Genomic DNA, 26,389 nt, shown 5'->3' with positions numbered 1-26,389 from the left:
AACGAAGTCACGATTCCAGCGACGCATCCTGCGCCGGTAACCGTCCGAAGAGCGTCAGGACGCGTCGCGCAGTGCGGCGAGCAGGGCCTGGCGCGGCAACTTGCCGGTTTCGTTGCGAGGCAGCGCAGCGACGCGGCGCAGCGGCCGCGGCAGGAAGGCGGGATCGAGCATCTCGCGCAGCCGCGCCGTCAATTCGGCCTGGCTCAGCGTCGGCGCCACCACCAGGGCAGCGATGCGGCGCACCTGCATGGCGTCGCTCTGATCGAGCTGGAACATCACACCGTCCTCGACGCCGGGAATCGACAGCAGGCGACGATTGAGATCGGCCAGCGATGCGCGCTTGCCGGCAATCTCCAGCAGATCGGTATTACGTCCGCAGAGACGGAAATGCCGCGGATCGGGCAATTCCACCAGGTCGGCCAGAATGACCGGCGCGGCCAATTGCGGCGCTTCGATCCGCGTACCGTCGGGCTGCGGATGCAACTGCACGCCCGGGTACAGCGTCCACAACGCATCGGTCGTGGTGCGTCGGCTGGCGAAGACACAGGTCTCGGTGGAACCGAACACCTCCAGCAAAGGGGCATCGAAACGCGCTTCCGCCGCTTGCGCCAGCTCCGGCGGCATGGGCGCCGTGGCCGAGACCATCGCCGCCAGTGGCGGCAGGCTCACGCCTTCGGCCAGCAAGGCACGCAGATGCACCGGCGTGGTCACCAGCACGCGGGGCGCCGGCACTTCGGACAGCGCGCGCGCGATGTCGGCGGCGAAGAACGGCCGCCCGGCGTGCACGCCGACGTCGCCCAGCAGCGGCAGCAGCACCGACATTTCCAGACCGTACATGTGCTGCGGCGGCACCGTGGCGACGACCTGAAACGTGTCGCCGAGGGTCGGCGCGAAGCTGGCCATGTTGCCTTCATTGCTGGCGTGCAGGCTGCCCCAGGTCTTGCGGTTGGCCTGCGGCTGACCGGTGGAACCGGAGGTGTAACCGATCACGGCCAGCTGATCCGCAGGGATCGCGGGCACCACGAAGTTCTCGTCCAGCACTGCATGCAACGCCGGCATCGAAATGAAATTCTCGGGCGGCTCGCACGGCCGCGTCTCGGCCAGAGCATGACAACCGGGATGCGCGGCCATGACCTCAGCCACCGCCTGGCGCGCACGCGACGGCGGCAGCAGATTGGCCTGCCCGGCCAGCACGATGGCGCAGAACGCAACCAGAAAGCTGTACCGGTCCTCGCAAAGATTCACCACGCAGGCACCCGGCGGAAGTATGGATCGCACCTGATGCACATGGGCCAGAAAGACATCGGCGCGGATCGGCGCACCATCGCGCCAGACCACCACGCTCGACGGATCGTCGGCCTGCAGCAGCGGAAGCATCGCCTGCTTCTGCGGCGCATTCTGCAGCCGCACGGCTTGCGATGCCGACACGCCGATCTTGGACTCGCTATTCACGAACTTCCCCACACAACATCCCCCTAGGCGCGAATGATAGCGCCAGTCACGGCATCGCGAATGCTGGTCGGGCGCGATGCATCGCCGATCGGCGCATCCAGCACCGCATCCAGCCGGTCGCCGAACGCAGCGCGCACCCCCTCGGCGTCGCGCGCCGGAGGCGTGCCGTGGCGGTTGGCGCTGGTCGAGACCAGCGCCGCCCCGAACGCGCGACACAGCGCCGCCGCCGGCTCATGCGCGGTCATGCGCAGAGCGATCCCTTCGTGGCCGCCGGTGATCCAGGCTGGCACCCCGGATGCACGCGGAAGTATCCACGTATGCGGCCCGGGCCAGCTGTCGCGCACGCGCTGCAGCGCTTCGGCCGGCAGTGCATCCATGTCGATGTAGGGACGCAATTGTTCGAAATCGGCCCCGATCAGCAGCACGCCCTGCGTCGAGGGACGCTGCTTGAGCGCGAACAGCCGCTCGAAGGCGTCACGGTCGTGCGGATCGCAACCGAATCCGTACACGGCCTCGGTGGGGTAGGCGATCACACCGCCGGACTTCAGCGCTGTGACGCAGCGCTCGAGTCCGGCCTGGAAGGAAACATGGGACGAATCGTTCATGTCGGGCGCTGTATCAGTCTGCGTCACTGACGCTCTTTCCGACTGCCTTCTTCACGGCCGTCTTCTTGGCCGTGGTCTTCTTCGCGGCTTTCTTGGTCGCCTTCTTCGCAGCGGCTTTCTTGGTCGCCTTCTTCGCAGCGGTTTTCTTCGTCGCCGTCTTCTTCGTGGCTTTCTTGGCGGCGGTCTTCTTCGCCGCCGTCTTCTTGGTTGCCTTCTTGGCCGCGCCGCGACGCTTGCGCACCGGCGCGGCGGCCAGCAGCTCGACGCACTCGGCTTCGGTCAGTTCCTTGGGCTCGCGCTCCTTGGGGATGCGGGCGTTCTTCTCGCCATCGGTGATGTACGGGCCGTAACGGCCGTTGAGCACCTGGATGCCGCTGTCGAATTCCTGGATGACGCGGTTGGCCAGCATCTCCAGCTTTTCGCGGATCAGCTCCTGCGCGCGCTCGAAGGTGACGGTGTGCGGATCCTCTTCCTTGGGCAGCGAGGCGTAGGTGCTGCCCTGCTTCACGAACGGACCGAAACGGCCGATGCCGGCGCTGACTTCCTCGCCGTCGACCTCGCCCAGCTTGCGCGGCAGCTTGAACAGCTCCAGCGCCTCGGCCAGCTCGATGGTGTGCATGCTCTGGCCCGGGCGCAGGCTGGCGAACTGCGGCTTTTCCTCGTCGTCGCGGGTGCCGATCTGCGCGAACGGCCCGTACCGACCCAGACGCACCGACACCGGCTTGCCGGTCTTCGGGTCCGTGCCCAGCTCGCGCGCGCCGGTGGCCTGTCCGCGGTCGACGGTCTCGATCTTGTCGTCGACCTGGTCCTTGAACGGCTTCCAGAAGCGTTGCATCAGCGGCACCCAGGCTTCCTCGCCGCGGCTGACGGCGTCGAGTTCGTCCTCCAGCTTGGCGGTGAAGTCGTAGTCGACGTACTGGGTGAAGTGCTCGGTCAGGAAGTTGCTGACGGTGCGACCGACGTCGGTCGGCTTGAAGCGGCGACTGTCGAGCCAGACGTACTCGCGGTTCAGCAGCACCTGGATGATCGAGGCGTAGGTGGACGGGCGGCCGATGCCGAACTCCTCCAGCGCCTTGACCAGGCTGGCTTCGGAGTAGCGCGGCGGCGGCTCGGTGAAGTGCTGGTCGGCGAGTATGTCGGTCAACGGCACGACGTCGCCCTTGGCCAGTTTCGGCAGACGGCGCTTGTCGTCGTCGTCGCCCTTGGTGTCCTGGCCTTCCTCGTACACGGCCAGGAAACCGGGGTCGATGACGGTGGTGCCGGTGGCGCGGAAGCTGGAATCGCCGACCGGGAACTCCACCGACACGGTGTTCAGCCGCGCGTGGATCATCTGGCAGGCGACGGTGCGCTTCCAGATCAGTTCGTAGAGCTTGCGCTGGTCGTCGTTGAGGTACTTGGCCACCTCCGCCGGGCGGCGCATCGCCGAAGTCGGACGAATCGCTTCATGGGCCTCCTGCGCATTCTTGGACTTCGCCTTGTAGACCTGCACGGCCTCGGGCAGCGCCTTGTCGCCGAAGTCCCTGGCGATGACTTCGCGCAGTTCGCTGGTGGCCTCGTCCGACAGCGCGGTGGCATCGGTACGCATATAGGTGATCAGGCCGACGTTGCCTTCGTCGCCGATCGCGACACCCTCGTACAGTCCCTGCGCCACGCGCATGGTGCGGCTGGTGGAGAAACCGAGCTTGCGCGCGGCTTCCTGCTGCAGGGTCGAGGTGGTGAACGGCGCGGCCGGACGGCGCTTGCGCTCGCGGCTGCCGACTTCGCCGACCGTCAGCTGGCCACCGGCCGCCTTCAGCAGCGCTTCGCGCGCGGCGTGCGCGGTGGCTTCGTCGGTCAGGTCGAACTGCTCGAACTTCTTGCCGTGCAGGCGCGTGAGCTTGGCGCGGAACGGGGTTTCCGTATGCGCCAGGTCGGCCTCGATGGTCCAGTATTCCTGCGGATTGAAGGCTTCGATCTCCTTCTCCCGCTCGACGATCATGCGCAGCGCCGGACTCTGCACGCGACCGGCGGACAGACCCCGCGCCACCTTGCGCCACAGCACCGGCGACAGATTGAAGCCGACCAGGTAATCCAGCGCACGACGTGCCTGCTGCGCGTCGACCATGTTGATCGACAGCTCGCGCGGATGCTCCACCGCGGCCTTGATCGCACGCGGAGTGATCTCGCTGAACACCACGCGGTGCACGTCCTTGCCTTCGAGCAGTCCGTCCTCGCGCAGAATTTCGCTGATGTGCCAGGAAATGGCTTCTCCCTCGCGATCCAAGTCGGTCGCGAGATAGATGGCGTCGGCCGCGCGGGCTTCCTTCTCGATAGCGTCGACGTGCTTCTGGTTGCGTTCGATCACGTCGTACTTCATGGCGAAGTCCTGTTCGGGATCGACCGCGCCCTCCTTCGGGATTAGATCACGCACGTGACCGTAGGAGGCCAGGACCTTGAAGTCCTTGCCGAGGTACTTGTTGATCGTCTTGGCCTTGGCCGGCGACTCGACGATGAGCAGGTTCTTTGCCATGCGGGCACGCAATCCGTGTCAGCTTGAGGGGTTTCGCGCAGGGGCTACCCGCGCACACATATATCTAGTGGGACCACACGCCCTAGCGCACTGTCAAGCAAAATCGGCGCGGGGCGTGCGCCAGCGCGCATCAGGACACGCGCTGATAGCGTCCGCCGGACTGACTGACGAGGACGCCGTCGAGCTCCAGGCGCAGCAGCATCGACGACAGCGCGGGCGGCGACAGACCGCTGCGCTCGCGCAGCGTATCCAGTGTCACCGGGTCGTGCCCCAATGCCTCCAGCAGGTCCGCATACACCGGATCCCGCTGCAATGCGGCAACCGGCTCCTCGGGCCCGACCGGAACATCTTCCTGCAGTCGCGCGGCCAGATCGGCGCCCTGCGCCCGCGCCAGCGGAACCAGGGACGCGCAGATCTCCTCGACGTCTTCCACCAGGCGCGCACCATCCCGGATCAACCGGTGGCAGCCGCGCGCGAGGGGATTGTGAATGGAGCCGGGCAGCGCGTAAACCTCGCGTCCGCATTCGGCGGCCAGGCGCGCGGTGATCAGCGACCCCGACCGCAAGCCCGCCTCGACCACCAGCGTACCCAGGGCCAAGCCGGCGATGATCCGGTTTCGACGCGGAAAATGGCCCGGCCTCGCTTCCACGCCCGGCGAGAATTCGCTGACGACCGCGCCTTGCTCGGCAATCGCCTCGCGCAGTGCCGCATGACAGCGCGGATAGACAAGATCCGGCCCGGTGCCCACCACGGCGACGGTGCCGCCGCCGACCTCCAGCGCCGCCCGATGCGCCGCCGCGTCGATGCCCTCGGCGAGGCCGCTGGTGATGACCAGACCGCGCTGCGCGAGCGCCGCAGCGAAATCGTGCGCATGCCGACGACCGACCGGACCGGCATGGCGGGCGCCGACCACGGCCAACTGCGGGCGCAGCAGCAGATCGGCGTTGCCCACGACGAACAGTGCCGCCGGAGGGTCCGGCATGCGTTCGAGCTGGGGCGGGAAATCGGCATCGGTGCAGCACAACAGACGCTGATGTGGTCGAGCCAGCCACTCGGCATCGGCCTCCAGACGCGCCGAATCCGGTCGACGCAGGCCATCCCGGGTTCGAGGTGCGAGTCCGAGCGCCCGCCCGTCGCACCGCGCTCGTTCGAGCGCTCGACACACGTCGCCGTCCGCGAGCGCGAGCAACGCGCGCACGCCCTTGCTGCCGAGTCCTGGCGCGCGCAGCAGCGTCAGCCAGGCGGTTTGTACGGATATCTCCTGCATGTCGCCCAGTGTAGGAAGGCGCGCATACAAAAACGGCGCGGGCAATGCCGCGCCGTTCTGTAGGGCTGTGCCGACGCACCCGCGCCGGCCCTGACCTCATTCGGGCAGTCGCAACACGTCGCCGGTGCGCACCGGACGCACGCCGTCCATGATCAGGCCGTAGCTGACGTGATCGAAGGTGCGGAACACCATCACATGCCCGACAAACTCGTCCGGCAGCGTGACGCGCTCACCAATGCCGCTGAGCATGCTCGAGCTGGCCACGTCGTCGTGAATGCGATCGCCCGGCTGGAACACCGCGTAGGTCTGGCCGTTGTTGACACCGTCGCTGCTGCCGACGGACAGCGCCACCACTTCGCGCCGACCCGCCGAGTTCAGCGAATCGGTGAAAGCGATCACACGAGCATGATCCGGCAGCGACTTCGGTGCATGCGGGTAGTAGTACGGGTCGTACGGCTTGTCATTGACCGGCAGGACGCGGTCGCCCTTGCGGATCTCGCGGCTGCTGTCGGTAACCAGCAGCGTCGATGGATCACCGCCGCGAAGCACCTTGGCGGTGCCGATCACGCGCACCTCAACGCCGACCTCTTCTCCCTTGCCGTAATGGCCGTCGTGGCGGGAGTCCTCCTGCCACGGTCCGTTGACCATCCCCACGTTGCTGTCCAGCGTGTGCGCGACACGCATCGGCGCATCGTCGAACTGACGGAACATGTGCGTCGGTCGGACGATGGCCCAGCGCTGACCCGGCTTGGCGTCGAGACCGCGCACATAGACGAACTGTCCGGTCACACCGCGCGGCATGTTCTGCTCGAAGCCGACGACATAGGGCGCCTTCTTCAGCGTATCGCTCGACAGGACACGCATGTCCTCAAGGAACATCTTCAGGTCATCCAGCGGAATCGCCGGAATCGCCGAACCGACCTCGCGCATGCGAGGCTTCAGCATCACGTGCTGGCCATCGTAGGACAGGTTGAGGACGTCGCCCGGATAAATCAGATGCGGATTGTGCACCTGCGGATTGGCCTGCCAGATTTCCGGCCACAGCCAGGGCTTCTGCAGGAAACGGGCGGAGATGTCCCACAACGTATCGCCCTTCTTCACCACGTAGGTGTCCGGGTGGCCGGGACGAAGCTGGGCGCCCGCAGCGTACACGGCGACCGTCACCAGCAGACCGGCGAATAGGGCAAGCGTTTTCTTAAGCATGACGGGTAATCCCCCGTTCCCCCAAGGTTTTTGCGAGTGTAGCTGATTCGCCCCCCGACGCAAATGCGCAGCAGCGGGGATTCGCGGAGAAGCGATCAGCACCGTACAATAAGCATGCTAATGGCGTGCGCGCTTGGTTTTCGCCGATTCGCCCGCAAATTGGCATCGACACACGGATTTTTCATCATGAGCAAGCTGACCGTACTCGAGTTCCCCGATCCGCGCCTGCGCACGAAGGCCGCCCCCGTAGCGGTATTCGACGATGCGCTGCGCACGCTGGTCGCGGACATGTTCGAAACCATGTACGACGCCCAGGGCGTGGGCTTGGCCGCGACTCAGGTCGACCGCCACCAGCGGCTGTTCGTGATGGATGTCTCCGAGAGCCGCGACGAGCCGATGGTGCTGTGCAATCCGCGCATCGTCGAGAAGCGCGGCACGCAGATGGAACAGGAAGGCTGCCTGTCCTTCCCCGGCGTGTTCGCCAACGTCGAACGTGCCAGCTGGGTGCGCGCCGAGGCCGAGGATGCCGACGGCACCACTTTCACCGTCGAAGCCGAGGGCCTGATGGCGGTGTGCATCCAGCACGAGATGGATCACCTGGAAGGCAAGGTCTTCGTCGACTACTTGTCGCCGCTGAAGCGCTCCATGCTATTAAAGAAGCTGGACAAGCAACGTCGTCAGGCAGGCTGACGCCATGCCCCGTCCGTTGCGTCTGGTGTTCGCGGGAACGCCGGACTTCGCCTTGCCCTGCCTGCGCGCCTGCCACGACAGCGACACCGAACTGGTCGCCGTCTACACCCAGCCCGACCGTCCCGCCGGCCGCGGCCGCAAGCTGACGCCGAGCCCGATCAAGCAGGCCGCGCTCGATTACGGCGTGCCGGTGGAGCAGCCGAAGACGTTGCGCGATGCCGACGCCCAGGCGCACCTGGCCGCCTATCGGCCCGACCTGATGATCGTGGTCGCCTACGGACTGATCCTGCCGCAGACCGTGCTCGATATCCCCACGCTGGGCTGTTGGAACGTGCATGCCAGCCTGCTGCCGCGATGGCGCGGCGCGGCGCCGATCCAGCGCGCCATCGCCGCCGGCGACACGGAGACCGGTGTGGCGCTGATGCGTATGGAAGCCGGCCTCGACACCGGACCTGTACTGCTCGAACGTCGCCAGCCCATCGCCCCCGACGAGACCGGCGGCAGCCTGCACGACAAGCTTGCCGCCCTCGGCGCCGAGGTGCTGGCCGATGGCCTGCGCCGCGCGCTGGACGACGACCTGCCGCAGGCGCGCCCGCAGCCCGACGAAGGCGTCACCTATGCGCACAAGCTGGACAAGGCCGAGGCCGAACTGGATTTCTCGCGCTGCGCCGTGGAACTGGAGCGCAAGGTCCGCGCCTTCGATCCGTGGCCGGTCGCCGTCGCGGAGGTTGCCGGCGAGCGCCTGCGCCTGTGGTCGGCGAAAGCACTCGACCGCGATCACGACGCCGCGCCCGGCACCGTGCTGGGCGGCGACGCTGACGGCCTCGACATTGCCTGCGGCGAAAACGTGCTGCGCGTCGACGAGGTCCAGCGCGCCGGCGGCCGTCGCATGCGCGTGGCCGATTTCCTCAATGCTCGCCCCGACCTGCGTCGGCGCGGCGCCTGAGGACGCGGCCGATGGCCAAGCCCGCCGCACCCGACACCCGCGCCCTCGCCGCGCGCGCACTGGCGGAGATCGCCCTGCGCGGCGCATCCTCCCGTGAAGTCCTCTCGCGCCTGACGCCGCAGCTTCTGGATGCTCGCGATCGCGCGCTGCTGAACGCGCTGGTGCAGGCCGGCGCGCGCAGCTGGCTGCGCTACGACGTCGCCCTCGACCACATGCTGGACAAGCCGCTGCGACGCAAGGAACCGGCAGTCCATGCGCTGCTCGTGGTGGGCTTGGTGCAACTGGACGTACTGGAGCTTCCCGCCTACGCTGCCGTCGCCGCCACCGTGCAGGCTGCGCGGGCACTGGGCAAACCGCGCATGGCCGGCCTAGTCAACGCGGTGCTGCGTCGCTGGCAACGCGAAGGCGACGCCCTGCGCACAAAACTGGACGCCGACGACGCCAGCCGCTGGGCGCAACCAGCCTGGCTGATCGACGCCGTGCGTCGCGACTGGCCACAGGAAGCCGAACGCGTGCTGGCCACCGCCAACCGCGAAGCGCCGCTGACCCTGCGCGTGAACCGCCGCCGCGGCACACGCGACGCCTACCTGGAACGTCTGCGCGCTGCCGACCTCGCCGCGCACGCGCATCCCGAACTCGCCGACGCCGTGGTGCTCGCCGAGAGCACCGACGTCACCCGCCTGCCCGGTTTCGCCGACGGTGATTTCGCCGTGCAGGACGGCGCGGCCCAGTTGACGGCCGACCTGCTCGATCTGGCCGACGGTCAGCGCGTGCTCGATGCCTGCGCCGCGCCCGGCGGCAAGACCTGTCATGCGCTGGAGCGCCATGACGTCGACATGCTCGCCGTGGAACTCGAAGCCGCACGCGTGCCGCGCATCCGCGAGAACCTGCAGCGCCTCGGCCTCGACGCACACGTGGTGCAGGCCGACGCGGCCTCCCCCGACGCCTGGTGGGACGGCGCGCCGTTCGACCGCATCCTGATCGACGCGCCGTGCTCGGCCAGCGGCGTGCTGCGGCGGCGTCCCGACGTGCGCCTGCATCGCCGCGCCACCGACATCGGCGCGCTGAACACGATCCAGCGGCAACTGCTGGATGCACTATGGCCGCTGCTGGCGCCGGGCGGGCGGCTGCTCTATGTCACCTGTTCCCTGCTGCGCGCGGAGAATGAAGACATCGTCGCTCCGTTCCTGGACCGGCACGCCGACGCCGAGGTGCTACCGATCACGCTACCGATGGGCCAGACCGCCGGTCCCGGCTGGCAGATCCTGCCCGGCGACGCCGATCTCGACGGCCTGTACTACGCCGCCCTCGGCAAGCGCCGCGTCTGACGCCCGCCACACGGCATCGCCGCACACGGTATCCTGACGCGTCTTTCAGGCCCGCTGCCGAGCATCCGTGAACCGACCCGTCCCGCTTACCCGCGCCCGCCCCCTGTTTCTGCGCACCGCACGCAGCGAGCTGATCGCGCTGCTGCTGTTCGCCCTGGTGCTGCTGGGCATCGGCATCGGCCTGCGCGACCCGTGGCCGTCGGACGAACCGCGCTTCGCCCTAGTCGCGCGCTGGATGGTCGAGCACGGCCAATGGCTGTTCCCGCACCGCGGCCACGAGCTGTACCCGGACAAGCCGCCGGTGTTCATGTGGCTGCAGGCGATCTTCTATCTGATCGTGCGCAGCTGGCGCGTGGCCTTCCTGCTGCCGTCGCTGCTGTCGGGCCTGATGACACTGGGCCTGGTCTACGACCTCGGCCGCCGACTGTGGAACCACCGCAGCGGTCTGTTGGCCGCGGCCACGCTGCTGCTGACGATCCACTTCACCTACCAGTTCCGCAACGCGCAGATCGACCCGCTGGAAGTGGGCTGGATCACGCTGGCCAACTACGGTCTGCTGCGACACCTGCTGCTGGGGCCGAACTGGCGCTGGTTCGCCATCGGCTGTTTCTTCGCCGGCGTCGGCGTCATCACCAAGGGCGTGGGCGTGCTGGCGCTGCTGATGCTGGCGCCGTTCCTGTTCGCGCGCTGGCGCGGCTGGCGGCATCTCGCACAGCCGCACGGCGGCTGGCGCTGGGCCGGTTCGCTGGCGCTGTTCCTGGTGCCGATTCTGGCCTGGCTGGTGCCGATGGTGCTGACCGCACACCTGGACGGCGATCCGCAGCACGCCGCCTACGTGCAGAACATCCTGTTCGGCCAGACCGTGCATCGCTACGCCACGCCGACCGGGCACATCCATTCGCCGTTCTACTTCTTCGGCATCATGGCCACCGACTGGCTGCCGCTGGCGCTGCTGCTGCCGTGGGCGATTCCGGCCTGGTGGCGACGCCTCAAGCGCCGCGATACCCGCTATCTGCTGCCGCTGGGCTGGTGGCTGCTGGTGCTGCTGTTCTTCTCGCTGAGCCCGGGCAAGCGTGACGTCTACATCCTGCCTGCGCTGCCGATGGTGGCACTGGCCATGGGTCCGCTGCTGCCCGGACTGCTGCGCAAGATCGGTCCGCGCCGCGCAATCTTCGTCCTCACGCTTTTGCTGGCGTCGCTGCTGACCGTCCTCGCGGCACTGGCGATGACGAAGCACCCACACTGGGCCGTGCACATCGAACGCAGTCTCGATCCGCGCATCTGGCGCGTGCTGCTGGCGATCGGCGTCAGCGGTCTGCTCGCCGCCGTACTGTTCCGCATTCGCCGCGCGGCGCTGGGCTGGGCCTTCTTCGCGCTCGCGCTGTGGAGTCTGTACGGGCTGTGGGGCTATCCGATCCTCAACGGTGACCGTTCGGCGCTGGACGTGATGCAGCGCGCGCGGGAGTTGGCCGGGCCACGAGCGACCCTGGGCCTGGTGGCGTGGAAGGAGCAGAACCTGCTGATGGCGCAGGGACCCGTGGCCGAGTTCGGCTTCCTGCGGCCCTGGCCGCAGCAGTTCCAGGCCGCCACGGCGTGGCTGCGCGCCGACCCGTCGCAACGGCGACTGTTCATCCTTCAGCAGGCCATGGGCGACTGCGTGCAGCGGGACCGGGCCGTGCACATCGGCCACGCCAATCGACGCGAATGGTGGCTGGTACCGGCTGACGCACTGATTCCGGGCTGCGTACCCGCCGACGGGCACGACGACGACTGACCCGGCTTTCAGGCCGCGGCGTCGGTGCGCAGGTCGATCGGCGGCTGGGTGAATTCGCCCAAGTGTGCGTCGATACCCTGTTCGCAACGCTGCAAACCATGCGCGACGGTGGCATCGAGAATGTCGTCGTTGATGCTGCGTCCCTCGTACTTGCGGCTACGATGCCACAGATGCGTGGCCATGCCGGCAAAACGCAGATCGCACCGCATCAGGCCATAGTTGAAGGCGCGCACCGCCAGCTCGGCATCCTCGCGCCCCCAGCCGGTCATGGCCTCGTTGAAGCCATTGATTGCGATCAGGTCCTCGCGCCAGAACCCCATGTTGCAGCTCTTGATGCCGCGACGATTCACGCGTGGAAACGCCCACACACGCGCCAACCACGGCAGGCGCAACGCATGACGCCGCCGCTGCAGGCCACGCGTGAAAAAGTGTGGACGGAACCGCTTGTGCGCGAACATGCGCTTGGTTGCCCGTTCATCAGGCAGCATGCGCGAGCCCTGCACGAAACAGCCTCGGCGCGCGAAGGCATGATGGTCGGCGATGAAGTGTTCACCCGGCACCATGTCGCCATCGAGCAGCACGATGTAGTCACCACGCGCGGCAACGATGCCGCGATTGCGTGCGCGACTCATACGCGCGCCGTCATCCGGTTGCCAGACATGCGTCAGGCGCACCGGAAAGTGCTGCGCGTGCCGGGCCAGCACCTGCTTCGTCTGCTCGTCCGAACCGTCATCGGTCACGATCACCTCGAACGGCAACTCACGCTGCCGCGCCAGCCCCCGCAGCACGGCATCCAGCGCTTGCGGCCAGTTGTAGGTGATGACGATGACGCTGATGCGCATCCGGTGTTCCCCTTGCTCGCGCCTCAACGGAGGTCGCGATATTCCTTGGCGATCCGCGACCGGCGTTTCCACACCGACCACAAGATGGCGGCGGCACGCTCCAGATTGCGCCACCAGATGTCACGCCGCATGCGCACTAGCATGGCGTATCGGCGCGCTTCACGCCAAGTCGGTTCCGGCTTGGTCTTGAATTCGTGCTTCGCGCTTTCCAGGCAGGTCTCGTCCAGCCCGATGCGGCGCGCATAGTGCTGGATGAGATAACGCGAGCGCATGCGATTGAGATATTCGTTCACGCGCGTGCGCTGCCCCCACCAGCCGTTCTTGCCGTGGATGCGGTAATGCACCTGCCCGGTCGGTAGATAGTACTTGCGGCCGCCCAGAATACTGGTTCCGAACACCAGACAATTATCGGCCGAGAGCCGCCAGGTCCGTACCATGTCCTGCGGCAGATCCAGTACCTGCTGCGCCATCGCGCGACGAAGCGAAAGCGCCGAGGTCGGTGCACCGTACCAGTGCGCCAGCATATAGGTGCTCACCGCGGTGTAACCAAGATCCAGCGCACGATCGGCATAGCCCATCCAGCAATTCTCGTCGCCGAACAGTTGCAGATCGGAGAACACGTAATCGATGTCCGGCCGCTTGTCGTACAGCGCGCCGATACGCGCCAGGTAATCGGCACTCCAGTGATCGTCGGCGTCGAGAAAGCAGACCACGTCGCCCGTGCAGGCCGCCAGACCACGCAAGAACGCCACCAACTGTCCGCCGTTCTCGCCCAGCAACAGGGTGACGCGCGCGTCCTCGCCGTAACGTTGTCGCAACAGATCGGGCGTGCCGTCGGTGGAGCCGTCGTCGACGACAATCAGCTGCATGGCGGCACGCGACTGCGCCAGGACACCTTCGATGGCCTGCTCGATGTATGCGCGGTAGTTGTAGCTGGTGATGACTACAGAGAAGGATGTGGAGGCGCTCACGCGGGCACCTCGGTCAGCAATTGGCGGAAATAGCGCACCGTCTCGCGTAGCCCGTCGTCGAGTCCGACGCGCGGCTCCCAATCCAGCTTGTCACGTGCCATCGCGATATCGGGCTGACGCTGGCGCGGATCGTCCGCAGGCAACGGCTTGAAGACCAGCCTGGATGTTCCGCCGACGATGCCGAGCACTTTTTCGGCCAATTCCAGCATAGTGAATTCGGTCGGGTTGCCGATGTTGATTGGTCCGGTGAAACCGGTCTCGGTATCCATCATGCGCAGCATCGCCTCGACCAGATCGTCGACGTAGCAGAAGCTGCGCGTCTGCTGCCCGTCGCCGTAGATGGTGATGTCCTCACCCTTCAGCGCCTGCACGATGAAGTTGCTGACCACACGCCCGTCGTTCGGGTGCATCCGTGGGCCATAGGTGTTGAAGATGCGCACCACCTTGATGTCCAGGCCGTGCTGGCGGTGGTAATCGAAGAACAGTGTCTCGGCGCAGCGCTTGCCTTCGTCGTAGCAGGCACGTAATCCAATGGGATTGACCCGCCCCCAATAACCTTCCTGCTGCGGGTGCACTTCCGGATCGCCATACACCTCGCTGGTGGAGGCCTGCAGGATGCGCGCCTTCACCCGCTTGGCCAAACCAAGCATGTTGATCGCCCCGTGCACGGATGTCTTGGTCGTCTGCACCGGATCGAACTGGTAGTGCACCGGCGAAGCCGGACAGGCCAGATTGAATATGCGATCGGTTTCCACGTACAGCGGAAACGTCACATCGTGGCGCATCGCCTCGAAATAATGGTGATCCATCAGATGCGCGATGTTGCGCTTGGCACCGGTGAAATAATTATCTACGCACAATACGTCATGCCCGGCTTTGAGAAGCCGTTCACACAAATGCGAGCCGAGAAAGCCGGCGCCGCCGGTAACCAAGGTACGGTTCATGGGTGTATTCACAGATCCTGAAGTATGCGCGGCGACCTCCTGTCACCCCACTGAAAGCACAGTGTGCCTCAATTGCGAATGAGCTTCGATGCACTGCGCTGTCCCGCAAGAATGCATGCCGCTATGCACAATTGTCGGAACCGCGTAGGCTATATGAATAAAAACAGGTCGGGAAATGCGACGCTAGGGGGCTAGTCAGGCGCAATTCATTGCCGATCACGTAAGCATCGGAAGCGCAAAACGAACTCGCATGGAAATCAACGTGCCCAGCATCAATCTCGTTGCCCGTGACAACGGCGTCGGCCTGAGTCGCGACTTGGGCGTTCTTGGGGAAACGCTTCGCGCTGGCGGTTTCGACGTGACTGTCACCGGCATTCGCGGCGGCAAACTGACCAAGTGGCTACGTCCACCCGCCAAGCGTATCGAGTGGCGCTATCGCCGCGTGCGTGGCAAGCATGTGGCGCCACGCTTCGACGTCAACATCATGCTCGAGCACATCTGGCCGGACGACCTGCCGTTCGCCCGACACAACGTGCTCATGCCCAATCCCGAGTGGTTCCTGCCTCGTGACCGACGCTACCTCGGCGACATCGACTTGGTGCTCGCCAAGACCCGTCACGCGGAGCGCATCTTCCGCCGCCTGAACAAACCCGTGATGTATACCGGTTTCACTGGGCGCTGCCGCTTCGACCCCGAACAGCCGCGCAAAGCAACGTTCTTCCATCTTGCCGGGCGCAGTCACGCCAAAGGCACGGAACGTCTGCTGGCACTGTGGCGGCGACATCCGGAATGGCCACTACTGACCGTGGTGCAGAACCCGCGCACAGCGCGCCCCGGACCGCCGGCCGCCAACATCCATCACCACGTGGGCTACATCGACGACGCCGAATTGCGTCGCCTGCAGAACACGCATCGCTTTCATCTGTGTCCGTCCGAAACCGAAGGCTTCGGTCACTATATTGCCGAAGCGATGACGGTCGGCGCCTTGACCGTAACCGTGGATGCCGCGCCGATGAACGAGCTGATCACGCCCGAGCGCGGCCTGCTCGTACCGTGCGAACGCACCGGCACCCAGCACCTGGCCACGACGCACTTCTTCGACGAAGCCGCCATGGAACAGGCCATCGAAACCGCAATTCGAATCGACAAGAACCGGCTCGAACAAATGGGACAGGCTGCCCGCACGTGGCATCGCGAAAACCGCGAAAACTTCGGCCTGCGCCTGATCAACGCCCTGCATCGCCTTCTGGACGAACCGGAAGTACTGTCCGTACCACCTTATGCCATTCCCACCCCGGCACCGTCCCTGCAGGCCTCGATATCATGTCGCACTGCGCAGAGCAGCACGCTGCGCAAGACGGTGGCCTGAACTCAGGATTCGATGGGCGGCTTTCCAGCCGTGACATCACGTTGCAACGACGCGCGACTTGCGCATCTCGTCATCAGCATGAGCGCCAAGGCGAATGGCAACCATGTCAGCAACCATTCAGGCCGTGGACTGCGCAACAGGCTCGGGCCATCGAACTGCAGTGCCACGCTGGCGAAAACCCACAGCCCCAGCACCACTCGTCCTAACGTGGCGGCGCGCATGCGCCAGCCGATCCAGCCGACCCAGCACCACAGCACCAACCAAAGGGCGAGCCCCGGAAGGCCCAACTCGATACCGATGTTGCTGAACAGGTTGTGGCTGTGCGTCCAGCTCCGGTTGCCGACGGCGATGGTGTACTTGCTACCCATGCCGAGTCCGCCCCAGGGATGCCGCTCGATCATGGCCAGCGCACGCTCCAGAATCTGTGGACGATAGGACAATCCGCGATGCAGCAGCTCCGCCGGCTTCAGGACGATGACCGCAACGGCCGCGAGCAGACCGCCGCCAGCAAACCAGCGCGCCATCCGCCCCGGTCGCCACAGAGGCTGACTCACCAGGCACACGAACAGGGCCAGCCATGCGCCGCGGCTGCCGGTCCAGACCACGAACACAAGCAGCGTCGCCAGCGCGACCAGCCACCACGCACGCCATCCCGCTCGCGCAGGCGGCAGCTGTGCCAACCACACGAAGGCCGCGCCCATGGCGTAGGCAGAAAGATTGGGACCATCCAGCATGTCGAAACCGACCATGCGATGCGTCCAGACGATATCGCGCCAGGGAAACGCCAGCATCGCTACCAGTGCGCTAAGCGCCATCCCCAGCCCGGTAAGGCGCAGCAGGAACTCGACACGTTCCGGCCGCGACAGCCCCCAGGCGACCCAGGCATATAGATACAGCACGATGAACAAGGGCACCTTGATCCGTTCGACTTGGTGCCCTCCACTGGCCCAGAACAGAGTCAGACAGGCCCAGACAAGCAACGCGGCGCACACCAGCAATACTGCGCGCGGTGCATCGCGAAGGCTGCGCCCGCGTTCGGCAATCCAGAGCCAGAGCGCGGGCACGAACAGCAGCAGCGCCACCGTCCAGTGATACACGCTGCTTGCATGCGGCCCGAGCACCAGCGCCATCCCGACCGGCAACCACAGCAGGCCGACGGCAAGCAGATCCCGGATTCGAGCATGCCGTGCTCGAGATGGAGTGTGTGTCGAGGAGGGGCGCGTCGACTCGTTGTTCTTGTCGCTCTTGTTCAGCATCACTAATGGTCAGATTCGTTCCAGCGGATCTCGATGCGGCACATGTCGATGTACCGTCACCCCTAGGTCACCCTAGGCGCAAGCATACCCAGCATCCCGTAATCTTTCGCCTTCTCGCATCAACTTGCGCCACGCTACCCACGACCGCATCGCGCTCTAAACCATTTCGGTCGAGCTACATGCATCGTGGCCCCGGTCACCGCCATGATCTCCGCTAGAATGTACAGGCACCAAAGTTGCGCAACGATCAACCACGTTCACCCACAACGCATTCTTCAATTGCCATCCACGCCTCACACAGCAGACCGATTGCCAAAGCTGAATCATGTTGGCAGCCACAGCATCAACCCCTTCGTGATATTGATCCGACAACTTGCTTCGTATGCTCTGGCACCCTCGCATCCTCCAACAAAGAGGACACGCCCTGTGATTGCGAATGGTTATCACTCGTGACCCAGCCCTCTCAAGCCGACTTGATACCAACAACCTGAAATCTCATGGCGCACCGCTACCTGCTCTTTGCCGAACTTCCCTACGCTTTCGAGATCATGCGTCCATTACAGGACGCTGCGCGAGCACGCGGTGACGACGTGTGCTGGTTTCTGAACGGCCCCTCCCCCTCTTTTCTCCGAGCTGGAGAGCGACAGCTCCGCCTGATTCAGGAAGTCGAACAATTCGATCCGCACGCCGTACTGGTTCCTGGCAACGAGGTTCCACCCTTCTTTCCCGGACTGAAAGTGCAGGTCTTTCATGGCTTCGGCATCGAAAAAAAAGGCCACTTCCGCATTCGCGGCATGTTCGACCTGTTCTGCACCTTCGGCCCGCTAACTACCAAGCCTTTCCGCGAATTGGCCTCTCAGCATGGCTGGTTCCGAGTCGTCGAAACCGGCTGGCCCAAGGTCGACCCGCTGTTCCGGGAGCCGACTGTCGAAGAAAAAAACGATGACCGGCATATCCTGTATGCGCCCACCTTCAGCCCCTCCCTGACCTCGGCTCCCGCGCTCGCCGGGACCATTGCCGACATAGTGGCCCGTCGCGACTGGCGCTGGACACTCAAGTTTCACCCAAAAATGGCTGATGAATTCGCCGCACCGCTCCGCGCCATACAAAGCGACAAGTTCCATATTTCTACCGACAGCTCACTGCTTCCATTGCTTAAGGAGGCCGATGTGATGCTGACCGACACATCCTCCGCAGCAGCCGAATTCATGTTGCTCCACAAGCCGGTCATTGCATTCCGCAACCGGGCCCCCGGCCCGCACCTTCTGAATCTGAACGAACCCGGCCAGCTCGAAGCAGCACTCGAAACTCTGCTAGAAGGGGACGATCCGACTCGGGAAGCACGCGAACACTACGCTCAAGCCATGCATCCGTACCATGATGGTCGCTCCAGCGAACGCATACTCGATGCCGTTGAAGACATGCTCAGAAACGGCTACGGCGAACTCAAGCGCAAACCATTGAGCCCCCTTCGCCGACTCAAGTACCGTCGCGCGCTACGCTAGGCGCTTCTCAGACCGCTCCGGTACGCTGTCCGATGGTCGGAGCCGAGTCTTACTCTTCGGGAGATTTTGCGCTTATGAGCAAAACCGTGTTGACGTATGGAACGTTCGACCTGTTCCATGTAGGCCATTTGAATCTTCTGGAGCGCTTGCGCGAACTGGGCGACCGATTGATCGTCGGCGTTTCTACCGACGCATTCAACACAACCAAAGGCAAGCAGACTATCGTGCGCTTCGAGGACCGACTGCGCATCGTGCAGAACATCAAATGCGTCGACCACGCTTTCGCAGAGAATTCTTGGGCACAAAAAGCCGAAGACATCCGCCAGTTCAAGGTCAACGTATTTGGCATGGGCAACGACTGGGAAGGTCAGTTCGATGAACTGAAGCCGCTTTGCAAAGTCGTCTACCTCCCACGCACCGAGGGCATATCCAGCACGCGGATCAAAGACGCACTGCGCGTGCTCGACAAGGCTCACGTCGAGGAACTGAAACAGGCGCTTGGCGTCATTTCGACCATCGTCGAGCGCTTCGAGTGATGCGCCCAGCATCACAACACGAATCCCACCGACGGTCCGAAAACAGCATGCACACACTTCCGATCACCCTGCTCGTACTGACTCACAACGAGGCCGCGTTCATTGCGCGCTGCCTCGATAGCGTTCCGTTCGCCGACGAAAAACTGATCATCGACTGCGGAAGCACGGACGGCACGCGTGAAATCGCTCGTGCGCATGGCGCACGCGTCATCGAACATGAATGGCTAGGATTCGGACCTCAACGGAACTTCGGAAGTTCGCAGTGCTCGCACAACTGGGTGCTCGCACTGGATGCCGACGAGCATCTTTCCAAACAACTCGCCCAGGAACTGGCACAACGCCTGCCCACATTGATGGAGTCGGATATCGCTGTCGGAATTTTGCGCCGACGCACGCTGTACATGGGCGCACCGATGCGCTGGTACAAACCGATGGTAGGCGAGAAACTGGCACGCTTGTATCACCGCGACCGTGCTCGCTGGCGGGACGTCCGCGTGCACGAATCACTGACCTGGGACGGACGACAGACAAGTTTTACCGCTCCATTCGAACACACCAACAACCCCACACTGGTGCACAAAGGACTCAAAGTTTTGCGATACGCGGAACTCAAAGCGCGTGACTGGATGCAAAAAGGCCGAAAGCCTCGCATGTGGGACTGTCCAGTTGTATTCGTATCGACCTTCCTCAAGGACTACTTCATCCGCAGGGCCGTTCTCGATGGCTGGCGAGGCTTCATTGTTTCACAAACCAATGCCGCGTACGCGGTGTACAAGCGCATGCGTTACTACGAAATGTGTCGTAACAGCGAATCGATCGAGTTAGCCGCTAATACCCTGAAACGGCACGAACTAGACCGATAGAAGCACAGTGGCCACTAAAGGGGCATTTGGCCCGCAAGCAACCATTAGGAATTAAACGTGTCATCGAACCATCTCAGCCGCTCCGAACACCTGCGCGCGCTGTGGCCATGGCTTCCGCTGTGGACCGTGCTCGCCCTGCTGGCGATCTTCGCCCACGGGCCGATGCCGATGTACTCGACCCGCACCCTGGCCGTGGCCTGGGAGATGTGGAGCGGGCACCACTGGATCGTGCCGTACTTCAACGGCGCGCCCTACAGCCACAAGGTCCCGCTGCTGTTCTGGCTGATTCACGCCGGCTGGTTCGCATTCGGCGTCAACGACGTGTGGCCGCGCATTCTCGAAGTCGGCTTCGGCGCCGCGCAGTTGGTGCTGGCGGCGACCATCGCTCGCCGCCTGTTTCCGGACCGCCCGTGGATCGCCAAGGCCACGCCGTGGATGCTCGCAGCGCTGGCCTATGCGTTCCTGTTCAGCCTGCAGATCATGTACGAGGTGCTGCTCGGCGTCTGCGTGCTGTCGGCACTGCTGACGCTGATCCCCAACGCCAGGCGCGTGGCGCCGCGCTGGTGGCTGTTCGGCTTCTGGATCGGCGCCGGCCTGCTGACCAAGGGACCGGTGATGCTGCTGCACATCGCTTTCCCGTGGCTGCTCGGTCCGCTGTGGAGCGACTACGCACGCCGCGAGAAGGCGCGCTGGTATGGCTTCGGGCTGCTGGCCATCGTCGGCGGACTGCTGATGCTGGGCGCCTGGCTGTGGCCAGCGTTGGAACTGGGTGGCCATGCCTACGCCGACAAACTGCTGTTCAAGCAGACCGGCGGCCGCGTGGTCGATTCATTCGCGCACGCCCGACCGCTGTGGTGGTACCTGCAATGGCTGCCGGTGCTGCTGTTCCCGTTCGCGGCCTGGCCGCGCGCCTGGGTCGCCGTGGCCAGTCTGCGCCGGCCGCTGCTGCCGGGCATCCGCTTCCTGCTGAGTTGGCTGCTGCCGGTGCTGCTGGGCTTCTCGCTGATCAGCGGCAAGCAGCTGTACTACCCGCTGCCCGAATTTGGCGGCGCGGTGATGCTGATCGCGGCCGCCGTGGCGCTGCTGCGCGAACGTCACCCTCGCCTGGCCAGCACGCCCTGGCTGGGCGGCTGGCTCATGGCGCTCGGCGGCGTCGCCTTCGGCGTCCTGCTGCTGGTGCTGCCGTCGCTGGCCGGCCGACCGCCATTCGCCAGCCACTGGATGGTCGACCTGGCGGCCTACAGCCGCTACTTCGGTGTCATCTACCTGCTGATGAGCCTTCTGCTGCTGATGCGCGGCCGCGGCGAACTGCGCCGCATCGCCATCGGCGGCCTGATCGGCACCTTCGCCGCCAATGCTCTGTTCACGCTCGCCCTGTGGACGCCCTACGACCTGCGCCAAGCCAGCGCGCTGTTCGCGCAGGCCAGTGCGGAAGGCCACGCGACCGCCAGCGTCGGTTACCCGGAAGGCCAGTTCACATTCCGTGCGCGCCTGCGGACCCCGGTACGGCAATTACACGGTCAAAAAAGCATTCTGGCGTTCGCCGCACAGCATCCGGATGGACTCGTGGCGACGTACCGGCAGAACGACGATCTGCAACCGAACGACCTGCGCTACGCGCTGCTGGTGCAGCCGTTCCGCGGCGACTGGCTGGTGCTGTGGAAGGCCAGCACGCTGGCGGCGATGAGCTCAGGCGAGACGCCGCCGGAACCGGCGCAACCCACGCGTCTGCTCCCCTCGCCGGACTACTGGCGCTATCGCCACGCGCGGACGCACTGATGGCCGACCGCATCGCTCCGCTGCAGGCGCAGGTGGGTGGCCCCCGCGACGGGGCCCTGCTGCGCTTCGCGCTGGGCAACGCGCTGCTCGACGCCGGGCGCACCGCGGAGGCCTGCGATGCCTTCCGCGCCGCGGTCGATTTCGACCCGGACTACTCGGCGGCGTGGAAACTGCTGGGCAAGGCAGAACTTGCGCGTGAGGATCTCGATGCCGCCGCCGAAGCCTGGCAGCGCGGCATCGACGCCGCTGCGCGTCGCGGCGACAAACAGGCGCAGAAGGAAATGCAGGTCTTTCTGCGGCGACTGCAGAAGCCCCGCACATAAGCCTCGCCGACGGTCTTCGTACCCTGTACGACCCGCGCAGCGCTGCCCGCGCGGAGCGCCGGCCTATTCGTTGTAGGGATTGTGATCGCCGGGCGCCGGCGGCGTGAAACGGCGATACGTCCACTGGTACTGCGTGAACGCCTGTTCGACGCATGCGGCGACGCCGCGATTGAGCGCCGCGCAGGCGCGATCCGGATCGACATCATCCAGCCCTTCCGGCGCCGGCAGTAAATGGATGCGGTAGCCCGCGCCCTTCGGCAGACGTTCGGCAAACGCGAACAGCACCGTGGCACCGGTGCGCGCGGCCAGTCGCGGCAGCAGCACCATGGTCAGGGCGCGCCGCCCGTAGAACGGTGCGAAACGGCCATCGCCCTGGCGCGGCTTCTGATCCGGAAGAATGCCCACCGTGCCGCCCGCGGCCAGCCGCTTGAACAGCGTGCGCACTCCGGCACCTTCGGCGCGCACCTGCTCCGGGGCCAGATCACCGCGCACCTTGCGCAGCAAAGCCTCCAATGCCTTCACATGCGGCGGCCGATACAGGATCGCCATGCTCGTCTGACTACAGAGCCAGTAATTGAGCAGCTCCCAGCAGCCCAGGTGCGGGGCGGCGATGATCACGCCGCGGCCACGCTCCAGCGCGGCGCGGAAATGCTCCTCACCGCGCACGTCCCGCACGCGCCTGAGCGCGCGCCGCGCGCCACTGCCCCAGACACTGGCCATCTCCATCACCGAACGCCCCTGCTCACGTAGGCACGCGGCCGCCAGTCGGCGCTGCTCCGCCGGCGGCAGGTCGCCGCGCGCGATGGACATGTTCACCCGGGCCGTATGCGCCGAACGCGCGCCGAACATGCCCATCAACCGCCCCATGCCGCCTCCGACGGCATGCAACAGGCGCAGCGGCAGGAACGCCAGCAGGCGCAACAGGACGTACAGCACGGCAATATCGGGACGCATTCGGGGAAGTGTAGCGAATGCAATGCGCATGCGGGATCACCTCCTTCGCGGGCATGCCGACAACGGCAAGAGCCGGCGCGAACCAGGCATGACCGACCGCCCCTCGAGACCCCCATTCAGGACCTGTTCGCGCAGATGATCGAAGCGGGCGATTTCCGCATGGAATGACTCGCATGCCGCGGCCCGCAGGCGTTTCACCGCGCCACCGCTCCGCCGCGAGTTCGCCCTGCACACCCCCAGCCACCCGAACATCGCACCGGAGAAAATCACCTACCTACCAGGCTTCCTCGACCGCACTTTCTCCCTGCGCACGCACGTGTCTGGACCGACATCACGACCGCTCAGGACTCGACCGCGCACGCCGACGCAGGCATGGTAGAGCGCCTCCGCGCCGCGACCCGGCCGCGTGCACGCTCCACCGACCTCTCAACGCCCCGCAGAACAACCATGATTGCCCTGATTCAACGCGTCACCGAAGCCAGCGTCCGAGTGGACCAGGACACCGTCGGCGCCATCGGTCCCGGCTTGCTGGCACTGGTCGCGGTCGAACCCGGCGACGGCGAGAAACAGGCCTGCCGCATGCGCGAGCGACTGCTCGGCTACCGCGTGTTCGCCGACGACGAGGGCCGCATGAACCGCTCGCTGCACGACACCGGCGGCGGCCTGCTGCTGGTCAGCCAGTTCACCCTCGCCGCCGACACCGCCAAGGGCTCACGCCCCAGTTTCACCAGCGCCGCCAGCCCGGCGCACGCACGGCAATGGTTCGACCGCCTGGTCGAATTAGCGCGCGAAGCGCATCCGGGGGTGGAAATCGGGCGTTTCGGCGCCCATATGGTAATCAGCCTGGTCAATGACGGCCCGGTGACGTTCTGGCTCCAGGCCCGTTGAGTCTCCCCGACTCCGCCCGCCGCGCCCGCACTCGATGCGGGCGCGGCGCCCGCGTCACCGACCCGCGCTGACCGACCGGGCGCAAGAAAGGGCCTGCAAACCCTTGTCAGGCATGCTTTTTGCTTCGCCTCCCTCGCAACGAAAGCACGCTTGAATACTGGCTAAAAAATCACCATCTGGTACACTGAACGGTTCCGGGTCCCGCGGTTTCATCTATGGAAAACAACAAGGCTCATCAGCAGCAGTCGGAGATCAAGCAGCTCATCACGAAGGGTCGTGAGCAGGGCTACCTGACCTATGCCGAGGTCAACGATCACCTGCCCGACGACGTCGTCGATTCGGAGCAGATCGAAGACATCATCTCGATGATCAACGGCATGGGCATCGAGGTGCACGAGTCGGCGCCCGACAGCGACATGATCAACCCCGACGCTGCCACCGGCAACGACGACGACACCGCGGCCGAAGAAGCCGTGGCGCTGTTCTCGGCGGCCAACGCGGAAGTCGGTCGCACCACCGATCCCGTGCGCATGTACATGCGCGAGATGGGCACGGTCGAGCTGCTCACCCGCGAGGGCGAGATCGCCATCGCCAAGCGCATCGAGGAAGGCCTGCTGCAGGTCCAGACCGCGCTGGCCAGCTTCCCGTGGGCGATCCAGCTGCTGATCGAGGAATACGATCTGCACAAGGACGGCAAGAAGCGCCTGTCCGAGATCCTTGCCGGCTTCAACGACGTCGAGGATCCCAACGACGTCATGAGCAACAACAACAGCAAGGACGACGACGACAGCGCCAGCTCCAACGACGACGCCGACGGGGATTCCGACGACGATTCGGATGACGACGACGGGGACGACGAGGACGAGAAGAAGAACACCAACACCGGCCCCGATCCCGAGGAAGTCGAGCGTCGCATCGAAGCGCTGCGCACGCTGTACGGCAAGTTCCAGCGCGCCGCCGGCAAGTACGAGATCGACGACAAGAAGGTCACCAAGATCCGCGATCAGATGGCCGAGGGCTTCATGGCCCTCAAGCTGCCTTCGGTGCTGATCGACGGCTTCGTGCGCAAGATGCGCGAAGTGGTCAACACCATTCGCCGCCATGAGCGCACGCTGATGCACATCATGGTCAAGAAGTGCCGCATGCCGCGCAGCGAGTTCCTGAAGACCTTCCCGGCCAACGAAGGTCGCATCGAGTGGGGTGCGGAGCTGGCGCGCAAGCGTCAGAAGTGGGTACCGGCGCTGAAGAAGCACCTGGAAGAGATCGACGCCGAGCAGCAGAAACTGTTCGACATCGCCGCCGCGCTGTACCTGCCGCTGGCCGACATCAAGGAAATCAACCGCGCCATGTCCATTGGCGAGGCCAAGGCCCGCCGCGCCAAGAAGGAAATGGTCGAGGCCAACCTGCGCCTGGTGATCTCCATCGCCAAGAAGTACACCAACCGCGGCCTGCAGTTCCTGGACCTGATCCAGGAGGGCAACATCGGCCTGATGAAGGCGGTGGACAAGTTCGAATACCGTCGCGGCTACAAGTTCTCGACCTACGCCACGTGGTGGATCCGTCAGGCCATCACGCGTTCGATCGCCGATCAGGCGCGCACCATCCGCATTCCGGTGCACATGATCGAGACCATCAACAAGCTCAACCGCATCAGCCGCCAGATGCTGCAGCAGTTCGGCCGCGAGGCGACGCCGGAAGAACTGGCCAAGGTCATGGAGATGCCCGAGGACAAGGTCCGCAAGGTGCTGAAGATCGCCAAGGAGCCGATCTCCATGGAAACGCCGATCGGCGACGACGAGGATTCGCACCTGGGCGACTTCATCGAGGACGTCAACGTCGACCTGCCGGTCGACGCGGCGACCGCGACCGGCCTGATCGAGAACGTGCGCGACATCCTCGCCGGCCTGACGCCGCGCGAAGCCAAGGTGCTGCGCATGCGCTTCGGCATCGACATGAACACCGATCACACGCTGGAAGAGGTTGGCAAGCAGTTCGACGTCACCCGCGAGCGCATCCGCCAGATCGAGGCCAAGGCCCTGCGCAAGCTGCGTCATCCGAGCCGCTCGGAGCAGCTGCGTTCGTTCCTCGACCACGACTGACCGACGCCACACCGCAAGATCCCGGAAACGGCCGCCTCGCGCGGCCGTTTTCGTATGTGTAGAGGCAGAACTCGACGCACGGATGCTTCGGCTCCACCATGCCGATGTGAGGATGTTTCATGACGAAACACCCACCTCGCAAAGCCGTATCCGCTAGGTTGGCCACCTTCGCATGGATGCGGGCGCCTACCCTGCCCGCCTCCGCGCCTTGAGCCGCCCGCGTTTCGCCCCCAAGCTATGCCACCCTGTATCGGTGCGCGCCCCCACACGCACCTACTGCCGACCA

The 26,389-nt window shown here is 65.1% G+C and carries 22 protein-coding genes; 12 read left to right on the top strand and 10 right to left on the bottom strand.

The window, feature by feature from the left end:
* Nucleotides 1–54: 54 nt before the first annotated feature.
* The 5 genes from BTJ49_RS12035 to BTJ49_RS12015 form a co-directional block, all read right to left on the bottom strand.
* Nucleotides 55–1,377, bottom strand: coding sequence for an AMP-binding protein (locus BTJ49_RS12035; RefSeq protein ID WP_113065801.1), 1,323 nt, complete (start codon nt 1,375–1,377; stop codon nt 55–57).
* A gap of 98 nt (nt 1,378–1,475) precedes the next feature.
* Nucleotides 1,476–2,057, bottom strand: a complete 582-nt coding sequence (locus BTJ49_RS12030; RefSeq protein ID WP_113065664.1) for a Sua5/YciO/YrdC/YwlC family protein — start codon at nt 2,055–2,057, stop codon at nt 1,476–1,478.
* A gap of 13 nt (nt 2,058–2,070) precedes the next feature.
* Nucleotides 2,071–4,566 (bottom strand): DNA topoisomerase I, encoded by a 2,496-nt coding sequence (locus BTJ49_RS12025; RefSeq protein WP_113065663.1) that lies wholly within the window; start codon nt 4,564–4,566, stop codon nt 2,071–2,073.
* Between the two features lie 130 nt (nt 4,567–4,696).
* Nucleotides 4,697–5,833 (bottom strand): DNA-processing protein DprA, encoded by a 1,137-nt coding sequence (gene dprA / locus BTJ49_RS12020; RefSeq protein ID WP_113065662.1) that lies wholly within the window; start codon nt 5,831–5,833, stop codon nt 4,697–4,699.
* A gap of 96 nt (nt 5,834–5,929) precedes the next feature.
* Nucleotides 5,930–7,036, bottom strand: coding sequence for a LysM domain-containing protein (locus BTJ49_RS12015; protein ID WP_113065661.1), 1,107 nt, complete (start codon nt 7,034–7,036; stop codon nt 5,930–5,932).
* 186 nt (nt 7,037–7,222) lie between these two features.
* Here BTJ49_RS12015 and def point away from each other — a divergent pair, with 186 nt between their 5' ends.
* From def to BTJ49_RS11995, 4 genes are all read left to right on the top strand, one after another.
* Entirely contained in the window at nt 7,223–7,726 is a 504-nt protein-coding gene (def, locus tag BTJ49_RS12010; RefSeq protein WP_113065660.1) for a peptide deformylase, read from the top strand.
* 4 nt (nt 7,727–7,730) lie between these two features.
* Entirely contained in the window at nt 7,731–8,672 is a 942-nt protein-coding gene (fmt, locus tag BTJ49_RS12005; protein WP_206098412.1) for a methionyl-tRNA formyltransferase, read from the top strand.
* Nucleotides 8,673–8,683: 11 nt separating this feature from the next.
* Nucleotides 8,684–10,000: a 16S rRNA (cytosine(967)-C(5))-methyltransferase RsmB gene (gene rsmB, locus BTJ49_RS12000; protein WP_113065659.1), complete on the top strand. Its 1,317-nt coding sequence runs from the start codon at nt 8,684–8,686 to the stop codon at nt 9,998–10,000.
* 67 nt (nt 10,001–10,067) lie between these two features.
* Nucleotides 10,068–11,774: a glycosyltransferase family 39 protein gene (locus BTJ49_RS11995; protein ID WP_113065658.1), complete on the top strand. Its 1,707-nt coding sequence runs from the start codon at nt 10,068–10,070 to the stop codon at nt 11,772–11,774.
* An 8-nt stretch (nt 11,775–11,782) separates the two neighbouring features.
* On the opposite strand, the gene BTJ49_RS11990 is transcribed toward BTJ49_RS11995, so the two are convergent.
* From BTJ49_RS11990 to BTJ49_RS11980, 3 genes are read right to left on the bottom strand one after another with little or no spacing between them, the layout of a single operon-like run.
* Entirely contained in the window at nt 11,783–12,616 is an 834-nt protein-coding gene (locus BTJ49_RS11990) for a glycosyltransferase family 2 protein (protein ID WP_113065657.1), read from the bottom strand.
* Nucleotides 12,617–12,639: 23 nt separating this feature from the next.
* Complete coding sequence (locus tag BTJ49_RS11985; protein WP_113065656.1) at nt 12,640–13,587, bottom strand: glycosyltransferase family A protein; 948 nt, start codon at nt 13,585–13,587, stop codon at nt 12,640–12,642.
* Nucleotides 13,584–14,531, bottom strand: a complete 948-nt coding sequence (locus tag BTJ49_RS11980; protein WP_113065655.1) for a UDP-glucuronic acid decarboxylase family protein — start codon at nt 14,529–14,531, stop codon at nt 13,584–13,586. Before BTJ49_RS11980 ends, BTJ49_RS11985 begins: the two co-directional genes overlap by 4 nt.
* A 250-nt stretch (nt 14,532–14,781) precedes the next feature.
* Here BTJ49_RS11980 and BTJ49_RS11975 point away from each other — a divergent pair, with 250 nt between their 5' ends.
* Nucleotides 14,782–15,900, top strand: a complete 1,119-nt coding sequence (locus BTJ49_RS11975; protein ID WP_113065654.1) for a glycosyltransferase — start codon at nt 14,782–14,784, stop codon at nt 15,898–15,900.
* 2 nt (nt 15,901–15,902) lie between these two features.
* On the opposite strand, the gene BTJ49_RS11970 is transcribed toward BTJ49_RS11975, so the two are convergent.
* Nucleotides 15,903–17,156 carry an O-antigen ligase family protein gene (locus BTJ49_RS11970; protein WP_113065653.1) on the bottom strand — a complete coding sequence of 418 codons (1,254 nt, stop codon included), beginning with the start codon at nt 17,154–17,156 and terminating at the stop codon, nt 15,903–15,905.
* Between the two features lie 497 nt (nt 17,157–17,653).
* Here BTJ49_RS11970 and BTJ49_RS11965 point away from each other — a divergent pair, with 497 nt between their 5' ends.
* The 5 genes from BTJ49_RS11965 (at nt 17,654) to BTJ49_RS11945 (ending at nt 22,162) form a co-directional block, all read left to right on the top strand.
* A complete protein-coding gene (locus BTJ49_RS11965; protein WP_113065652.1) occupies nt 17,654–18,661 on the top strand; it encodes a CDP-glycerol glycerophosphotransferase family protein in 1,008 nt (335 codons plus the stop codon).
* Nucleotides 18,662–18,735: 74 nt separating this feature from the next.
* A complete protein-coding gene (locus tag BTJ49_RS11960) occupies nt 18,736–19,197 on the top strand; it encodes an adenylyltransferase/cytidyltransferase family protein (RefSeq protein WP_113065651.1) in 462 nt (153 codons plus the stop codon).
* 47 nt (nt 19,198–19,244) lie between these two features.
* Nucleotides 19,245–20,060: a glycosyltransferase family 2 protein gene (locus BTJ49_RS11955; RefSeq protein WP_113065650.1), complete on the top strand. Its 816-nt coding sequence runs from the start codon at nt 19,245–19,247 to the stop codon at nt 20,058–20,060.
* A gap of 57 nt (nt 20,061–20,117) precedes the next feature.
* The gene (locus BTJ49_RS11950; RefSeq protein ID WP_240601824.1) at nt 20,118–21,839 is read left to right on the top strand and encodes a glycosyltransferase family 39 protein; all 1,722 of its coding nucleotides are present in this window, start codon (nt 20,118–20,120) and stop codon (nt 21,837–21,839) included.
* Nucleotides 21,839–22,162 carry a tetratricopeptide repeat protein gene (locus tag BTJ49_RS11945; RefSeq protein WP_206098411.1) on the top strand — a complete coding sequence of 108 codons (324 nt, stop codon included), beginning with the start codon at nt 21,839–21,841 and terminating at the stop codon, nt 22,160–22,162. The genes BTJ49_RS11950 and BTJ49_RS11945 overlap by 1 nt, the downstream gene beginning before the upstream one ends.
* Nucleotides 22,163–22,225: 63 nt before the next feature.
* Here BTJ49_RS11945 and BTJ49_RS11940 read toward each other — a convergent pair whose 3' ends face one another.
* Nucleotides 22,226–23,116, bottom strand: a complete 891-nt coding sequence (locus BTJ49_RS11940; protein WP_113065649.1) for a lipid A biosynthesis acyltransferase — start codon at nt 23,114–23,116, stop codon at nt 22,226–22,228.
* Between the two features lie 447 nt (nt 23,117–23,563).
* Here BTJ49_RS11940 and dtd point away from each other — a divergent pair, with 447 nt between their 5' ends.
* Nucleotides 23,564–24,004, top strand: coding sequence for a D-aminoacyl-tRNA deacylase (gene dtd, locus BTJ49_RS11935; protein ID WP_113065648.1), 441 nt, complete (start codon nt 23,564–23,566; stop codon nt 24,002–24,004).
* A 215-nt stretch (nt 24,005–24,219) separates the two neighbouring features.
* Nucleotides 24,220–26,103 carry an RNA polymerase sigma factor RpoD gene (rpoD, locus tag BTJ49_RS11930; RefSeq protein ID WP_113065647.1) on the top strand — a complete coding sequence of 628 codons (1,884 nt, stop codon included), beginning with the start codon at nt 24,220–24,222 and terminating at the stop codon, nt 26,101–26,103.
* Nucleotides 26,104–26,389: the final 286 nt, after the last annotated feature.

Source organism: Oleiagrimonas sp. MCCC 1A03011, from assembly GCF_003267965.1.
GTDB classification, from domain to species: Bacteria; Pseudomonadota; Gammaproteobacteria; order Xanthomonadales; family Rhodanobacteraceae; genus Oleiagrimonas; species Oleiagrimonas citrea.
This window is presented reverse-complemented; position numbering and strand designations above follow the sequence as displayed.

Bases quoted from the DNA above. Each gene is read 5' to 3' on its own strand.
- BTJ49_RS12025 (WP_113065663.1), bottom strand. From the start codon at position 4,566: ATGGCAAAGAACCTGCTCATCGTCGAGTCGCCGGCCAAGGCCAAGACG.
- BTJ49_RS11945 (WP_206098411.1), top strand. From the start codon at position 21,839: ATGGCCGACCGCATCGCTCCGCTGCAGGCGCAGGTGGGTGGCCCCCGC.
- BTJ49_RS11940 (WP_113065649.1), bottom strand. From the start codon at position 23,116: ATGCGTCCCGATATTGCCGTGCTGTACGTCCTGTTGCGCCTGCTGGCG.
- BTJ49_RS12030 (WP_113065664.1), bottom strand. From the start codon at position 2,057: ATGAACGATTCGTCCCATGTTTCCTTCCAGGCCGGACTCGAGCGCTGC.
- BTJ49_RS11965 (WP_113065652.1), top strand. From the start codon at position 17,654: ATGGCGCACCGCTACCTGCTCTTTGCCGAACTTCCCTACGCTTTCGAG.
- BTJ49_RS11955 (WP_113065650.1), top strand. From the start codon at position 19,245: ATGCACACACTTCCGATCACCCTGCTCGTACTGACTCACAACGAGGCC.
- rsmB (WP_113065659.1), top strand. From the start codon at position 8,684: ATGGCCAAGCCCGCCGCACCCGACACCCGCGCCCTCGCCGCGCGCGCA.
- BTJ49_RS12015 (WP_113065661.1), bottom strand. From the start codon at position 7,036: ATGCTTAAGAAAACGCTTGCCCTATTCGCCGGTCTGCTGGTGACGGTC.
- BTJ49_RS12035 (WP_113065801.1), bottom strand. From the start codon at position 1,377: ATGCTTCCGCTGCTGCAGGCCGACGATCCGTCGAGCGTGGTGGTCTGG.
- dprA (WP_113065662.1), bottom strand. From the start codon at position 5,833: ATGCAGGAGATATCCGTACAAACCGCCTGGCTGACGCTGCTGCGCGCG.
- dtd (WP_113065648.1), top strand. From the start codon at position 23,564: ATGATTGCCCTGATTCAACGCGTCACCGAAGCCAGCGTCCGAGTGGAC.
- fmt (WP_206098412.1), top strand. From the start codon at position 7,731: ATGCCCCGTCCGTTGCGTCTGGTGTTCGCGGGAACGCCGGACTTCGCC.
- BTJ49_RS11960 (WP_113065651.1), top strand. From the start codon at position 18,736: ATGAGCAAAACCGTGTTGACGTATGGAACGTTCGACCTGTTCCATGTA.
- rpoD (WP_113065647.1), top strand. From the start codon at position 24,220: ATGGAAAACAACAAGGCTCATCAGCAGCAGTCGGAGATCAAGCAGCTC.
- BTJ49_RS11970 (WP_113065653.1), bottom strand. From the start codon at position 17,156: ATGCTGAACAAGAGCGACAAGAACAACGAGTCGACGCGCCCCTCCTCG.
- def (WP_113065660.1), top strand. From the start codon at position 7,223: ATGAGCAAGCTGACCGTACTCGAGTTCCCCGATCCGCGCCTGCGCACG.
- BTJ49_RS11980 (WP_113065655.1), bottom strand. From the start codon at position 14,531: ATGAACCGTACCTTGGTTACCGGCGGCGCCGGCTTTCTCGGCTCGCAT.
- BTJ49_RS11975 (WP_113065654.1), top strand. From the start codon at position 14,782: ATGGAAATCAACGTGCCCAGCATCAATCTCGTTGCCCGTGACAACGGC.
- BTJ49_RS11990 (WP_113065657.1), bottom strand. From the start codon at position 12,616: ATGCGCATCAGCGTCATCGTCATCACCTACAACTGGCCGCAAGCGCTG.